15 protein-coding genes are annotated in these 16499 nt (G+C 29.2%); 5 read left to right on the top strand and 10 right to left on the bottom strand.

Annotated elements, in window-relative coordinates; genetic code table 4:
• The 6 genes from ACWXVU_RS02995 to rsmD all read right to left on the bottom strand — a co-directional run.
• Positions 1 to 451: ribulose-phosphate 3-epimerase (locus ACWXVU_RS02995; protein WP_456012169.1), on the bottom strand; the 451-nt coding region annotated here is incomplete at its 3' end.
• Between the two features lie 11 nt (positions 452 to 462).
• Positions 463 to 1311: a ribosome small subunit-dependent GTPase A gene (gene rsgA / locus ACWXVU_RS02990; RefSeq protein ID WP_456012168.1), complete on the bottom strand. Its 849-nt coding sequence runs from the start codon at positions 1309 to 1311 to the stop codon at positions 463 to 465.
• Between the two features lie 15 nt (positions 1312 to 1326).
• Complete coding sequence (locus ACWXVU_RS02985; RefSeq protein ID WP_456012167.1) at positions 1327 to 2331, bottom strand: serine/threonine-protein kinase; 1005 nt, start codon at positions 2329 to 2331, stop codon at positions 1327 to 1329.
• 2 nt (positions 2332 to 2333) lie between these two features.
• Positions 2334 to 3086 (bottom strand): PP2C family protein-serine/threonine phosphatase, encoded by a 753-nt coding sequence (locus tag ACWXVU_RS02980; RefSeq protein ID WP_456012166.1) that lies wholly within the window; start codon positions 3084 to 3086, stop codon positions 2334 to 2336.
• A gap of 13 nt (positions 3087 to 3099) precedes the next feature.
• Positions 3100 to 3723, bottom strand: a complete 624-nt coding sequence (gene gmk / locus ACWXVU_RS02975; protein WP_438340563.1) for a guanylate kinase — start codon at positions 3721 to 3723, stop codon at positions 3100 to 3102.
• Positions 3724 to 3811: 88 nt separating this feature from the next.
• Entirely contained in the window at positions 3812 to 4360 is a 549-nt protein-coding gene (gene rsmD, locus ACWXVU_RS02970; protein WP_456001686.1) for a 16S rRNA (guanine(966)-N(2))-methyltransferase RsmD, read from the bottom strand.
• Positions 4361 to 4456: 96 nt separating this feature from the next.
• On the opposite strand from rsmD, the gene ACWXVU_RS02965 reads away from it, so the two are divergent.
• From ACWXVU_RS02965 to ACWXVU_RS02945, 5 genes are all read left to right on the top strand, one after another.
• Positions 4457 to 6517 (top strand): MYPU_1760 family metalloprotease, encoded by a 2061-nt coding sequence (locus tag ACWXVU_RS02965; RefSeq protein WP_456001688.1) that lies wholly within the window; start codon positions 4457 to 4459, stop codon positions 6515 to 6517.
• Between the two features lie 54 nt (positions 6518 to 6571).
• Entirely contained in the window at positions 6572 to 7426 is an 855-nt protein-coding gene (locus ACWXVU_RS02960) for a formyltransferase family protein (protein ID WP_438340560.1), read from the top strand.
• Positions 7392 to 8060, top strand: coding sequence for a uracil-DNA glycosylase (locus ACWXVU_RS02955; RefSeq protein ID WP_456012165.1), 669 nt, complete (start codon positions 7392 to 7394; stop codon positions 8058 to 8060). The genes ACWXVU_RS02960 and ACWXVU_RS02955 overlap by 35 nt, the downstream gene beginning before the upstream one ends.
• A 77-nt stretch (positions 8061 to 8137) precedes the next feature.
• On the top strand, positions 8138 to 9517 hold the full coding sequence (locus tag ACWXVU_RS02950; RefSeq protein WP_456012164.1) for a M17 family metallopeptidase: 1380 nt from the start codon (positions 8138 to 8140) through the stop codon (positions 9515 to 9517).
• A 17-nt stretch (positions 9518 to 9534) separates the two neighbouring features.
• Positions 9535 to 10911: a M17 family metallopeptidase gene (locus ACWXVU_RS02945; protein ID WP_444704956.1), complete on the top strand. Its 1377-nt coding sequence runs from the start codon at positions 9535 to 9537 to the stop codon at positions 10909 to 10911.
• Between the two features lie 143 nt (positions 10912 to 11054).
• Here ACWXVU_RS02945 and ACWXVU_RS02940 read toward each other — a convergent pair whose 3' ends face one another.
• The 4 genes from ACWXVU_RS02940 to ACWXVU_RS02925 form a co-directional block, all read right to left on the bottom strand.
• Positions 11055 to 12527: an IdeS/Mac family cysteine endopeptidase gene (locus tag ACWXVU_RS02940; protein ID WP_456012162.1), complete on the bottom strand. Its 1473-nt coding sequence runs from the start codon at positions 12525 to 12527 to the stop codon at positions 11055 to 11057.
• Positions 12528 to 12718: 191 nt separating this feature from the next.
• Positions 12719 to 13969, bottom strand: coding sequence for an IdeS/Mac family cysteine endopeptidase (locus ACWXVU_RS02935; RefSeq protein ID WP_456012161.1), 1251 nt, complete (start codon positions 13967 to 13969; stop codon positions 12719 to 12721).
• A 64-nt stretch (positions 13970 to 14033) separates the two neighbouring features.
• On the bottom strand, positions 14034 to 15185 hold the full coding sequence (locus tag ACWXVU_RS02930) for a hypothetical protein (RefSeq protein WP_456012160.1): 1152 nt from the start codon (positions 15183 to 15185) through the stop codon (positions 14034 to 14036).
• A gap of 242 nt (positions 15186 to 15427) precedes the next feature.
• Positions 15428 to 16499 (bottom strand): hypothetical protein (locus ACWXVU_RS02925; protein WP_456012159.1); only part of this gene is annotated, 1072 nt, incomplete at its 5' end.

Here is a 16499-nt window from a genome sequence, read left to right as displayed (position 1 = left end):
TCTGCCCACCCTTGCCAGGATAGACACTCATGGCTAATATTAAATCTAAATCCTTGAGAAATGGTATAACTTTGCTTACATCTGTATCGGGATTAAAGGCTAAGCCGAGTTTTATGTCTTCCTTTTTTGCTAATTTAATAAGTTTTTTGAGCTCTATTTCATTTTCAAAAGCTTCATAATGAAATGTTAAAATAGCTCTAAATTCCTTAAATTTATGATAATAAGAAAAAACATCTTTAACCATTAAGTGAATATCCATATGATGCTTTGGACACTGATCAAATATTTTTTTAATTTCTTCATATGTTAAGGCCGTATTGGGTACAAATTGGGCATCCATAACATCGTAATGAACATTACTAACACCTCATTTAATCAATGAATTAACATAGGAAATTAGTTGATCACTTTTTACATCTAATATCGAAGGGCTTATTTGTCTATTATCCATTTTTTTCCACCTTAATATATTGGTTCTAACATACGCTTCATAAAGCTTTTATAATTTTCATATCTTTCTTCTTTAATAGTTCCACACTGAACGCGTCTTTTAACTTCACAATCCTCAATTCTTTCATAGTAGTGTCTACAACTTCTAAATTTGCAAAAAGGAGATGCTTCTCTAAAAGAATTAAAAGCAACAGGCATTTCATCAATTGTTAAATCAAACTCAATAGATGAAAACCCAGGAGTATCAATAATCTCGCCGCCATTAAAGTTAATTAAACTTACTTCTCTTGTTGTATGTTTACCACGGTTTAGCGCCTTTGAAATGGCTTGTGTTTCAAAATTTGTGCTAGCTAAATAATTTATTAGTGTCGTTTTTCCGACACCGGTTTGGCCCACAAAAAAACTAGTCTTATGTTTAAAAATTTCTCGCAAGCCTTCAAAACTAGCTTCATTTTCATAATTTATTTCAAATACCTTATAACCTTGTTCCTTGTAAAAATCTATCCTTGAAGCAGATGTTAGATCTTTCTTGGTTAAAACAATTATTGGTTCTACATTCTTGCTTTCAATAATAATAAGGAACTTATCAACTAATTGAGAACTAAATTCCGGTTCAACTAATGACATAACAACAATCGCTTGGTCAACATTGGCAATTTTAGGCCTAATAAAGAAATTTCTTCGTCCTAAAATATGATGAATCAATCCTTCTTTTTCAAATTCAACATTATCGCCGACGATAGGTTTCATATCAAGCAATCTAAGTTTTCCTGAACCTCTCACTCTATAAATTTGTTTATCTCCAAAGGACTTAACATCATAAAAACCTGCTAACGACTTAATAATTTTCCCTTTTTCCATTTAACACCTTCACTTCTACTTTTTATAATATTCAACTAAATATACAATTAAATAAATTAATAATCCAAAAATTATTGAGGAACCCAGTGTTATCAAAACAATGTTTAGTACCTTGTGTGATTTCTTTTTTTTCTTTTGCTCATGATTTTCAAGATCAAGCCGCTTTTCCATGCTTGCTTGCGGTGTTAAACAATGATCTAGATCACTAATTATGTCTAAGCAATTTAAATAGCGATTTTGAGGATTTTTAGCTGTACATTTTATTATAATATTTTCAACAGCTTGCGGAATAGTTTTCCCAACACCTTCTAAAGGCGGTATTGTACCGTTTATTTGAAGCAGTAAAATAGATTGGGCATCAATCCCTTGATAAACAGGATGTCCTGAAAGCATTTCGTACAAAATCATACCAAAAGCATAGATATCGCTTTGAATTGAGGCTGGTTGACTTTTCAAGGGAATCTCAGGAGCTAAATATTGAACTGATCCAACTGTTTTATTATCAGCTGTAACTCGCAAACTATCCTCGTTAATTGATATCCCAAAATCAATTAATTTAACTCTATTGGTATCATTTTCAATAATTATATTGCTTGGTTTTAGGTCTCGGTGGATAACATTAGATGAATGAATATCATACAATCCCCTGCATATCTCTCTCGCAATTCTTATTGCTTCATCAACAGGTATTTTTTTGTGTTTTGCAATTAATACCTTGAGATTGGTTCCTTTGATTAATTCCATTGCATAATAAGATTCGTCTGCACTTACATAGTAGCCAATCATTTTGATTACATTCGGCGATTTAATTGTTTTCAAAACGTTGCACTCGTTCTGAAAGCGGATTTGATTAACTTGTTTTTTTGTTATATCTGGAACAGTGAGTATTTTAACTGCCATTCTCTTTTGTGTCTTCTTATAACAAGCAGAATAAACCTCACCATACCCCCCTTTTCCTATTAAGACAAAGTCCTCAAAGTGTTTATTTACATTTTCGTATCTATCCAATCTCTTCAACATAATTAAAGCTCCAATATCAATGCTGTTAAATTATCTCTTGATTGATTTTTCTTCGCAATATCAATTAATTTTTGAGCTTTTTTATCAAGGTTAAGTTTTTTATCTAAAAGGATTTGCTCAATTGTTGGTTTATCAACAAAATCATGTATTCCGTCCGATGTCAATAAAATATATTTAATTTCTTCACTGCTCTTCAATAAAAAACTATCACATTTCATATTCTTATTAGGCCCCAAACAACTAACTAACTTATTGGCATCAGGTAATAATTTAACAATATCCATATCTATTTTTTTGATTTCTGCAAGTTCATGTAAAACGTTTTGATCAATAGTTATTTGATGTAATAAGCCATTATATGCATATGTACGAGAATCGCCAATATTAAATACATAAGTTTGTTTGTTTAAATTAAAAACTAGGGCAGCCGTTAAAGTTGTACCCATATCTTGATAATTTACAATATTTTTACTATTAACTATATCTTTAAGTGATTTTTTAATATAGCTTAGTGTGGTATTAAATCATTTATTTATATTTTTTCTATCATTAAATTGAATATTATCGTTAAAACTTTCTTGAAAATAGCTAACTAGTAATTCCACTGTTTTTTGTGAGCACAAGGCACCACCAAAATGACCCCCCATCCCATCGCATAATATAGCTAATGTTCAATTATTTAAAAAACTGATTGATGCACAATCCTGGTTCTCGTTACGATATTTTCCTTTATCAGTTTTAATAGAATATTTCATTTTTCTACTTTTTTTAAGCCTTTCTACCAGGTTCTGCTTTTTGTTTTACATCAATAATGTGAGAAAAATTTTGCTTGATAATTTCCTTAACTTTATTAGCGGTTTCTTCAATTGAATTATTAATAACAACATGCTGAAAAATCGAAGAAAGAATTATTTCTTCTCTTGCTTTATCTAATCTTTTTAAAATAAGGTCATATGTTTCGGTATTTCTATTTTCAATTCTTCTTTCCAATTCTGTTAATGATGGAGGCATTAAGAATATTGAACATATTTCACCTTCTCTACCTTCTTTACGATACTTATTAATAATTTGCAAGGCACCATTAGTTTCGATTTCTAAAAATGGGATTTTCCCTGAGGCACAAATATTTGCCACTTCTGAATTTAGTGTTCCATAATAATTATCAAAATGCTTTGAATATTCTAAAACCTTATCTTCCTTAATAAATGTTTCAAATGTATCAATTGGAACAAAATAATAATGAATACCATCAACTTCACCTTCTCTTGGCTCGCGGGTAGTAATTGAAACCGATAATTTTAATTTTAAGTCCTTATTATCAAACAAATATTTTTCAATTGTGCCCTTCCCAACACCAGAAGGTCCGGTAAAAATAATTAATTTTTTCTCCATGCTTTCTCCTTCATCTTTTTTTATTTTAGAATATTTAAAGTACTATTAGAATATTAATTATATTAATAATTAATTATATAAAAAATATTTACTTTATGTTTTCAATAAAGTAAATAAAAATTTTTCCATACTTCTTTTGTTTTACTACCTCATAATGATTATTTTTATATGTGAAATTATTCCAATCAGTTTCAATAATAATCTTTCCATTAGAATTTATCATATTATTTAAAGTTAATATATCAATGCATTTAACAAGCAATTCTTTTTCCCTAAAGGGTGGGTCTAAATAAACAAAGTCATATTTTTTATCCTTATTTTTGGACAAAAAAGATAATGCGTCAGTATTAATAATTAACAAATTCCTTTCTTTAAGACTATTTTTATTCTCAATAATTATTTTATATGCTTCGTAGTCTTTTTCGACACATGTGGCATTTTTTGCTCCACGAGATAAGGCTTCAAGACAAAATGAACCAGATCCAGAAAACAAATCTAGAAACTCTCGACCTTCAATATTAAATTGAATTGAAGAAAAAATGCCCTCTTTTGCTCTATCAGTTGTTGGCCTTGTTGTTTTAGAGGAAGGTTGTTTTAATAATCTTGAACGGTATTTTCCGGCTATAATTCTTAACATACTAATAATTATAATAACTTTAAAATAAGAGTAAAATATTTAATATTGATTTATTAAATGCCTTAAAAAAATATAATATTCAAAAACTGGAGGCTTATGTTAGAAGAAAAAAAGAAAAAACCTAGTGGAAAAAAATTTCTACTAGGTTTATCAATTTTTGCTATATCAGCAGGTTTTATTGCCACGGCTGGTTATTTTGGTTATAAAGCAGTTTTTGAGAAATTAGATGGTGGCGCTATTGATGAAGGGATTGTTCCGTTGCGAAATTCAGAAAATGATTTAAGCAAAACATCATTAAACGAAGATAATATTCCTTTTGAAATAAGAACAAGCGATGATGCTCTTATTTTTAATAGAAAAACAAGTAATTCATCAAGAGAACTTAATCCAAATTTTAAAGTGGGAAATTTAAGTTTTGTCGAAAAACCAATTGCTAGAAAACCAAACGGAGAACCTGTCTATTATCTAGGAAAAGAAGGAATGCTTTTACTAAATAAAATGTTTAAACAAAGAGCACTTTATGGTCCAGAAATAAATGCAATTAAAAGAATCAATATAAATGTGCCAAATGATGAATTGCAAGAAGATCGAACTAACGGGGCTTATTTTCCTGCAAATCGCGAAATGTACATCTTTGTAAATAAAATAGTTGAAAACAATCTAAAACTTTTGAATCAACCAGTAGAAAAAAGAATTGAAATTATTTTTGGTACTCTAATGCATGAATACACTCATCATATTGATAATATGTATAATAAATCAATAAAAAGAGGTGATGAACTTGCAAATAGTGATCTTATTGAATATGAGGGTGATCACAACTATTATCATATAGAAACAAATAATGCTAAATTTTTGAATGAATTTCGTAAAAATTTAAACTATGATAACACAAGAGATAATAAACTTTTATTAAGAAATAGTCAAGATTTTTTGCATGACCAAGACCAATTACCGGTTTACAAGTTTTATAGTGCCAATGAACTTTTTAGGATAGCAAACGTTAAAATAACACCTCTTGAGGCTAAAAAATATGAACCTCTTGATTCTAGAAGGTTTTATTTCAATAATAATAAATATCAAAACGTTTCTTTTATTGAACCAACTAATTTGCAATCAATAAGATATCTTTTCTCATTTACTGAGCTTGTACCAAGAGAAATAATTAAGCTTTCGCTAGGGCCAAATGCTTGGTTTTATAACTCTAATCGAAGCCAATTTGAAAACTATTTTTATTTTCGAAAAAACAATCGAACTGGCGAATTAATTTTTAATGCTGCTGGTGATGATATCCTAAAAAATATCGCTATCTTGAGAAAAGGCAATTTTTCAAATTCAAATGAATTAGCTACATTTGCATCCAATTGAGTTTTTAAAGACCAACTAGAAAACTTCCGTTCAAGTATTTATAATATTAGAACAAATGAATATGAGCGTCCATTTGCAAATGTTGGTAACTCGCACCATAAAGGCTTGTTCAAAGCTTATGTTGACCTAATGGGCTGAGGAGAACTTATAAGTTTTGCAAATTATAATATTCAAAATAACGATTCAAAGAATATTAATCTAGGTGGGTATTTTGAATTACCACAAAAAATTATTGAACAAAAGAAAAATAATCGTATCAAATCTAAACTAATTTTTGTAGACCTAAATGATAACAATAATACTCTGGAAATTGATTATAAATTGCAAAATTATAATCTTACAACGAAAAAGGTCTGAAATTCTATATACTATTTTGATATCAAAGATAACAAACAAAAAGATTACTATGATGAATCATGAGTATATCCAAAGTTATTTAAAGACAAATATCAATATGTTTCATATTTTGCTAAAAATATAGATAGGAATATTCTTAATAAGAAATTTAAAAATAAGAAGTTTGATGTTAAATTATGAGTTGACCTCGATAACAACGGCACATATGACCTGAATAAAAAGGATAATAAGGAAATTATTTCATTATTAAATGATAATGTATGAAATAATAGCGGCAAAAAATTCTATGCTAGATTTAAAAATAATAAGCGCCGCACCACAACATATCGAAATAACAGATCAAATTTTATAAACAATTTACAATATGAACTTTTTAGCATCAACCAAAACAATGAAACAAAAAAATATTACTATACAATTAAAAACTATTAAGCTAACTTTTGTTAGCTTTTATTTTTATTTAAGATATCAAGTATAATTTTTTTTATGAAAAAAATTAGATTAGTTTTAGCTGGAACCGCCGAATTTTCAAAAACAATATTTAAGTCATTAATAAAAGATGAGCGTTTTGAAGTCTCTTGTCTAATTAGCCAGCCAAACAAAAAATTTGATAGAAACAAAAATGTATTACAAACCCCAATTGCGCAACTTGCTAATGAATTCAATATTAAACTCTACCAACCAGAAAAAATCAAAGATATCTATGAAGAACTAAAAGCAATTGACTTTGACTTTTTTATCACAGCATCATTCGGGCAATTTATTCCAAACAGCATTTTAAAATTACCAAATAAACTACCCTTAAATGTTCATGGCAGTTTATTAGAGAAATACCGTGGAGCTTCGCCAATACAATATACACTTTTAAACAATGATAATAAAGCCGGAATCTCTTTGATTGAAATGATTGATAAAATGGATGCAGGTGATATCTTGAAAACATTAGAAATTGAAATATCAGAACAAGACAGCGCTATTGAACTATTTGATAGACTAGGCTTAGAAACTTCAAAAGTAATTGGTAATTGGTTGCAACAAATTTACAATAATGATTTCACAAGAAAAATTCAAGATGAAAATCTAGTAACATTTGCTCCTAAAATTCAAAATGAGGAAGCTGAAATTTTTGAAACATTAACCTGTCAAGAAGCACTAAATAAAATAAGGGCATTCAATGATCAGCCAGGCGCTTTCATAATTATTAATAATAAAAGGTTAAAAATTTATCGCGCGACAAAAAACAAAATCCAAACACCAATAAAAATAAAGTTTTCAGATGGTTATTTATATCTAATTGAATACCAATATGAAGGCAAGAAAAAAGTTAAACATGAATTTTAATTTTGAAAATTTTCTTGCTAAGCAAAAAGAACAAGAATATTGAAAAAAGATTGAAATTATATTAAAAAATGAAGATCTAGTACCATCAAAAAATAATGTTTTTAACGCTTTTACAAATTTTGATTTTAGTAATATAAAACTCATTATTTTAGGACAGGACCCTTATCCTACAAATGATAATGCCGACGGGCTTTGTTTTTCTTCGAAAAATAAAATAACGCCTGCGTCCTTGAAAAATATTTTTAAGGAAATCAAAAATTCCTATCCCCAAATTAAATTTAATAGCAATGATCTTACAAATTGAAAAAATCAAGGCGTCTTATTATTAAATACAATATTAACAACACTCAAAAACAAAACACAAGCTCACAAAAATCAAGGTTGAGAAATATTTAACTTAAATCTTATAAGAGAAATTCTTTCATATTATGATGGGATTTTATTTCTAGCCATGGGAATCGATGCTCAAAACTTTATTAGAACTCTAAATATTAAGGAAGAATTTATATTTAAAACGGCGCACCCATCGCCCCTATCTTGTTGGCGGGGTTTCTTTAATAGTAATATATTTAAAAGAATAAATGAAAAACTTATATCGCTAGGAAAGAATGAAATTGATTGAAGTACAAAATAATATATTTAAACTAAAAATGATTATAATTTAAGAATACTATTATATAAATAGTATTTTTTTATTAATAAGGAGACTTTATGATATCGAATTGCGAAACAAAACGTAATGAAAATATGTTATTAAAAGTTGCTTATGAGGGACAAGAATTTTGTTCTTGCGTAGCAAAAACTCATTTGTTTATTAGCGAAAACTTTGATAAAAATATTGCTTATATTTATGTTTCAAAAGACATTAAGGATTACTACGGTTTTATAAAAGTGGTTGATCATATTATCAATGTAAAACGTAGAAGTTATCAGATTGATGTTTTATCATTTGCAAATCTTCCTTTTTTGACTGTCAAGGAAGTTTTAAGAGCGTTTATAACAAGAATGGAATTTCACGGAGCAAAATTATATTCTGCTAAACAAAAATGTGAAAATAAGAATGAAGAAGAAAAAAGCGAAATTAAACTAACACTTTTTCTTGAAGAAAATAGTTATGCTGAATATATTGAAAAATTAACGATAATTTCCAAAAATGTTTCAAAAACACGTAATCTGCAAATCACACCACCTAACATAGCGACAAGTGAGTGAATCGCTGATGAAGTTAAAAAGGATTTCGAAGGAGTTGAAGGATTATCGATTAAAGTATTAAATAAGGCTGAAATTGAAGAACTAGGAATGGGTCTAATGTTAGCTGTTAATGCTGGTTCTTCATATGAGCCAAGAGTTGTTATTGCCGAATACAACGGAAATCCAAATAGCAAAGAAAAATTTGTCTATGTTGGTAAAGGTATAACTTTTGATACAGGTGGATATAACACCAAGGGTTACCATATGGATGGGATGAAATTTGATATGTCAGGTTCTGCCATCGTAGCCTACGCACTAAAATCAATTGCACAGCTAAAAATAAAGGCAAATGTAGCTGCAATCATGATGCTAACCGATAATGCTATCGATACCCATGGAACTCTACCTGAATCTGTTATTAAATCAATGAGTGGAAAGACTGTCGAAATTACTGATACAGATGCTGAAGGACGCTTAGTTTTAGCTGACGGAATTTACTATGGTGCCACAAAGCTAAATGCTTCTTTGATTGTTGATGTAGCAACTCTAACTGGTGCAATGTTAAGGGCACTAGGAAAAACATACTCAGGTATTTATTCTTCATGTGACAAAAGATGAGAAGAATTTGAGGAAGCAGCAGAGATAGCTCATGAAAAAGTTTGAAGACTTCCAATGCATGAAGAATTTCATAAAACCAATAAGTCATCACTAATTGCTGATTTAAATAATTACAATAATTCATCAAAGGCTGATTCCAATTCTGCTGCGATGTTTTTAAATGAATTTGCAAACAAAGTTGATTTTATTCACTGTGATGTTGCCGGAACTGCTGATGCAAAAAATATGGGCTTGGGGATCCTAGTTTCAACATTAGTTGAACTAGCTGAAAAGCAAAAATAGAAAGGTAATTTAAAACTATGGAACTAATTAAAAAAATTGATGAAAAACGTAATGATTTTCTATTGTTAAAAGCAGTCTTTAAGGGTGATAAATTACCAAAAAATCTTGTCGAAAAGGATTTTACAATTACAGAATTTCTTAGCGAAAATGTTGCTTATGTTTACATGGGAGAAAGAGAAAAAATCAATTATAATAATATTTTTGATTTTGCTAAATCATTAGCTACAAATGCTGCAAGAAATTATCAAATCGATGTCGCTACATTTCCTGTTGATAACAAAATATGTATCTATGACACTGTTGATGCATTTACAAAAGGAATAAATTTTTCAGCAGCCAAACTTTATAATAAAAAAACCATCTATAAAAAAGAAAATCATAACAATCTTTCACTATATTTACAAAATCCTACAAGCGATTTAATAGCCCACTTTAACAAGGCGGTGATTCTATCTGAAGCACTAAATTGAGCAAGAAATTTAGGTGTTACACCCCCTAATGAACTAAACTCTGAACAACTAGCAATAATTGCACAAGAGGAACTAAGCCAATATCAAAATCTAAAGATAACAGTTTTAAACAAAAAACAAATTGAAAATCTAAACATGGGTCTGCTACTATCAGTTAATAGAGGTTCAATTTACGAGCCACGTGTTGTTATTATAGAATATAATGGTAACGAATTATCAAAAGAAAAAACCGTTTTGGTTGGTAAAGGTATTACATTCGACTCGGGTGGTTACAATATTAAAACCGGTCGCCATATGAATGGAATGAAATATGATATGGGTGGGTCTGCTGTTGTAGCTGCCGTTATGAAAATAATTGCTCAAACTAAACCAAAAACTAATGTAGCGGCTATCATGTGCATTACCGATAATAGAGTTAATGGTGACGCCTCACTTCCTGATTCAGTTTGAACTTCAATGAGCGGAAAGACTGTTGAGGTAAATAATACTGATGCCGAAGGTCGTTTAGTTATGGCTGATGGTTTATATTATGGTGCAACAAAACTAAAAGCTACAAGATTAATTGATGTTGCGACCTTAACTGGAGCAATGATTATGGCTTTAGGTGACACATACACCGGGGTATGATCAACAACTAAAAAGGGTTGAGAAGATACAAAAAATGCCGCAAAAATTCAACATGAATTAGTGTGAAGAATGCCACTTGATGATGAATATGCTGAATATATTAAAGGTTCAATTGTTGCGGATCTAAAAAATACAGATTTTACCGGAAATGCTGGTTCTTCTTCAGCGGCGATGTTTTTAAAAGAATTTACCAACGATATAGAATATATACACTTTGATATAGCAGGGACATGCGATATTAATGAAAAACCAATGTTTGCAATGGTTAAAACAATATCGGAACTAGTATCAAAATAACATAAATAAGGGTACTATAAAAAATTTTGTGTAAATTAATCTCTGGCTTACTTTTTAGTAAGTGATTCGAGAATAGTAATTACACCAAATTATCTACGATACCAAAATAATAAAAAAATTCAGATCCTTTTAATCTGAATTTTTTATGACTTATTTTTAGATTGATTATTAAAATAATCTTCCCAATAGTTAAGGCCTAACCCAAAACTATATATATCTAGTGCTTGCGTTATATTTTCTTTTCTTGCTCCAATATATACCTTTCCATCGGCAGCGCTAAAATCAACTCTATATCTTTTAATACCAAGACGTTTTCTAACGCCTTCCTGTTCAAATGCAAATCTCGGATCGTCTGAATCAGTTACATAAAGGGCCTTTATTATCCCGTCTTTATCAAAATCAGCTCCTCAAACATTTATAATGTGATTAATTGAAACGCTACCATATGTATGAGATATACCAATAGCCTTATTAGCTTCAATTTCTCGTCTAAGTCTATCTGAGAGCGGTTTTGCGTAGGCGCCATAACCAAAATGTCAACGGTCCGTTAATAAGTGTTTACCAAAAACGTCCTTAAAGAACCCAAGAAATCCAGATTTACCTTTTTCATAATTAATTTCTTGGTTGCGTTGTTGTCTATTAGAATAACCATAACCATTTATATAAGTATCAAAAATTTTATCTGGCCAAACAGTGCGCCCGACATAAAGTTTCTTAAAAATTTCAAATAATTGACTATGTTCTGTTTTTGTTTTTATATTATCATTATTAGCCTCAAGAAACTTATTAATTTCGCGAAAATCTATTTCATTATTTTTTCCTATTATTCCTTTTTGCGGATCATTTAAATACTTATTAATATAGTCCTTGTTTTGTATGCTTCAATAGTGAATAGCATTTGCTGCAACTACTGCAGCACAAAGTAAATTATCACCACGGTCAAAATCTTTATTGATATCAAATCATCCTTCTTCATTATCATTGTGAGCGTATCATCAACTGTCGATATCGTCGCTTGCGTTAATATGATGGAAAAATTTACTAAAATTAGGATTTACACCCTTTAAAAATAAAGTTTCAACTACACCTTCACTTTTTAGAAAATCACCTAATGAAGTATTCAATAGTTGTTGTGTTTTATCGTTTGGTGAAGGAATTTTTGGTAAATTTGGGACTTCTGACTTTGGGGCAGGAATTAATTCTAACTGCGGAATTTTCTTTGGTTCATCTGCTTTATTATTAATTGATGGTCCGAGCGGTATTTGTGGAATTATATTATTTTCTTTATTCTTTTTTATAGAGGGACCTAATTTAATTTGCGGAATAACATTAGTATTGTTACCTTTATTTTTAATAGTTGGATCCGGGATAATTTGCGGATTTTTTTCTTCTTTTTTCTTTTTATGCGGAGGAGTTAAAGGTTTTGAATCATTGATTCTTTCCTCAACATTATTTTCATTAGGATTATGCATATGTGTATTATTATGTGGTTGTTCAGAATCTGGTTTAGGGGATGGCTCCATAACATTTCTATTTTGACATGATAAAACAACAGACGACATAGATAAAGTCGGAATAATGCCTAAAGTTAATAAAAACAACTTCCTTTTGCTCAATATTGAATACCTCATTTAAAATTAGTTTAACAAAGCAAAAAACATAATAAACGAGCCGATGTTTGTTGCTCCATTCAATATAATTTATACCATAGTTTTTTTTTTTTTTTGCATCTTTTGAAAAAAATTTTCTCAAAAAGCATTTTGAAGCATAGAAAAAAAATTCGGGTTTTTATTAATAACCCAAATTTTTATTGCTTATTTTTAGATAAATTCTTAAAGTATTGCTCTCAATATGTGGTTCCTAAACTAAAAGTGTAAATATCTAATGCCTCAGCTATATTTTCTTTTTTAGCACCGATAAAAACTTTCCCTTTTTGAGTATCAAAATTCACCTTGTATCTCTTAATACCAAGACGTTTTTTAATTCCGTCTTGCTCAAAGAAGGCTTCCTGATCATCTGAGTCAGTTACATAAAGGGCCTTAACGATCCCGTCTTTATCAAAATCAGCTCCCCAAACATTAACAATATGATTAACAACAACTGAACCATAGGTATGAGAGATAGCAAGTGCCTTATTTGATATTATTTCGTTTCTTAATCTTTCGCTTAGATTCTTTGCACTATGTGCATTTCTAAATGACCATCTATTTGATAAAATATTACTTTCAAACACATCTTTAAAAAATCCTTTTCAGTTAGCTTTAAGACTCCAATTATTTGGATTATTTAACTGTTGCGATTTCGGTCCGATGCGAAAGTACGGATAACCATTTATTAATTCATCAAATAATTTAAATGGTGTAACAAAGCCCTTCCCAGTTCTTTTATCAACATCACCACCATAATCTTTTTTAATTCATTCAAAAAGTACGCTATTTTCTCTTGTAGTTCGAATTCCATCATTTCCCATATGATTAACAAAGGTATTCAAGTTGCGAAAATCAATTGTAATATCCTGCAATGAGTTTTTAAATGAAATTACTCCCTTTCTAGGATCTAGTAAATATTTATCTAAATATTGCCTATTTTGTTTAATTCAATAATGTAAAGCATTAACTACTACAATAGCACCACATAAAAAGTTATCGCCACGAGTAAATTCCTTATTGATATCAAATCATCCTTCTTCATTATCATTATGAGCATACCATCAGCTATCAACACCATCTTTTTGATTAACATAGTGAATAAATTTTGCAAAGTTAGGACTTACATCCTTTAAAAACAGAGTTTCCACAACCTCCTCGTTGTGTAAAAATTTGCCCAGTTCTGTTCCTTTGATTTGCTGTGTCCTATCATTACCCAATGTTTTTTGCGGTTTATGAGGCGGGGTTGGCTTTAGATCAGGTGGGACAGGAGTAGGTTTTGGTACTGGTTCTGGTTCAGGTTGAGGTTTTGGTTTTATGTCATCTATTTTTTGACATGACAAAACAATTGCTGGTATAGAAATTACTGATATAATCTCAAAAGTAAATAATGTTGATTTTTTATGCTTCAATTTGGAAAAACCTCCTTGAAAATGATGATTTTCTTATGAACTATATTTTTACCATTAGTGCTATTTACTGAATTAAAGATAATTGTTCTTCTTGTTGAAAAATATTGGCAAGTAAATCTTTTATTTGTTCTCTTAAAGTAGTAAGTTTAGTTTTTCTATTATTTAATTCTAAACTTAGCTCCATATCTTCGCTATTTTGACTGTTTTTTTTCATTATTTGTTCTAATTGGTCATCAATATTCATTATAACAGAATTAGCAAGCGATAAATCCTTAAAAAGCGCTATTCTTTTATCTATTTGTTTCTTATATTCTTCAAATGTCTTAACTAAATTATCAATATCAAAGGAATTATTTTGCTCCTCTTTCTTTAATTCCATAAGTTGCATGATTTGTGTATCTATATTTTCTTTTTCATCTTCAAGTTCCATTATTTCCTGACGAGATTCAGAAAAATTTGGATCATAAGTTAAAAGTTTAATAACTTCTGATTTTCTTTTTTCATCATTCTTTTTTATTTCCTCAAATTCTTTTATCAACTCTTGAAAAACAGATTCATTTTCCTTATCGAATTCTTTTTCTTCATTAAGATTTTTAATTTGTTCATTCGCTTCACTAATTTCGTTATTTAATTCATCTAATTCCTGATTAATAACATTTTTTAGTTCTTGGCTCTTTTGATCAATTATTTTTTCATTTTCATTAATTTCCTTTTCTAATTTTTCTACTTCAGGATTAGGCTTAATCATGTCTTTCGCATCATCCTTATTTGCATTATTGGATTCATTATTGCCTTCATTATCATTGCCTTGTGAATTATCTTGATTAGATCCAGAATCATCTGATTCTTCGCTATCACTAGCATCGGGATTATTAGGATCAAAATCCTTATCGCTAGGATCATCACCATCATTTTCATCCGTTTTAGATTCATCTTCATGTATATCTGGTTCTTTTATTTCAGGGCTTGTTTCGGGGCTATTTTCACTTGAATTATTACCCTTGATATTCGGCATTATTCCCTCAGGAGTTTCAGGTTTTGGGCTATCGGTATTTTTTTCTAAACCTTTCGTATCGCTAATTTGCTTGTCTTTTTTATCAGTCATTTTTTCTAGCTTATTAGTTATGCCTTTACTACATGACATTACAACTATTGTTGTGAAAAATGGGACAGACAAACTAGCTAGTGACAACAAGATTCTACTAGATCTTTTCATATTTTCCCCTTTTTAATTAATGTGCTTTTCAATATAATATATACCATAGTTTTTTTATTTTTTTTGCAAAGTGTATCTACTTTATTAAAATTGTTATTTATTTAAAAATATTAAAATTTAATTTTCTATTCATTTATTTCTAAAATGTAAAACTCTATTTTTATTAGATCTTAGTAATATTAAAAAAATATAAATAATAAAATAAGATGATTATCAAATCATCTTATTAAATTTAGTAACCATTATAAGTATTTTTCAAGTTGTAATTGTTCTTGAGAAATTTTATCAATTAATTCTTTAATTTCCTTTCTTAATTTATACAAAAGGTCCTTCTTTTTATTCAATTTTTCTAGTTTTTCTTTAGCTAAAGGATCAGATTTTTTCATCAATTCTGCTATTTGGTTATCAATATCCTCAATTATCAAATTAGACACCGACAGATTCTTATACAAATCTATTCTCTTATTTATTTCGCTCTTATTTTCTTCGAAAATTTTAATTAATTCTTCCGCATTTTTTTTATCAATTATTTCTTCTTGCAAATCCATTTTAATTTGTTCAATTTGAGCAATCACATCAGTTCTTTCTTGCTCTAATTCTGCTATTTGTTTAGGAAACTCAGATTTATCCACCTTGTAGTTTAATAATTCTTCAACTTTTTGCTTTCTTTGTTGACTCTCTGTTTTTAAATCTTCATATTCTTTTTTTAGTTCTTCGTATTCCTGAGCATTATCAGGATCGTCAACCTTACTTTGAGTTAGATTCTCAATTTGTTCTTCTGCATCTTCAATAGCTAGTTTTAAATCATTCAATTCTGATTTAGAAATAGTTTCAAGTTCAACGATTTTTTTATCGATTTCATCTTCGTTAACCTTAATTTCATTTTGTATTTTTTGTGCTTCTGGACTAATTTTTGGTGTTATATCATCTTTTTTAGTATCAGGTGTTTTGATTAAACCCCTTTCTTTAAGAGAATTAAAAAGTTTAATTAAATCCTCTTCTTTGATTTGTGTTTCAATCTCTTGTAAACTTTTTTGTAATGATTCTAATTTAAACATTTCTTCTATTTCTTCATCTGTTAAGTTGCTTAGCAACTCATCTTCTTTAGGGTCTGGTTTGACTTCTGGAAGAGATGGTGATACAAGGGTGTCTTTAGTGTCCTCATCTTCTGTTCTGCCTTCTGGAAGGGTTTTTCCTAAATGTTTAATTTCTGGTTTCTTTTCTTGTTCTTTGCCTTCTTCTTTCTTTTTAGGATCTTGTGGTTTCTTTTCTTGTTCTTTGCCTTCTTCTTTCTTTTTAGGATCCTCTGGTTTC

Source organism: Mycoplasma sp. 2575 (assembly GCF_053851635.1).
The sequence above is the reverse complement of the archived record's forward strand: the minus strand, read 5'-3'. Positions and strand labels throughout refer to the sequence as shown.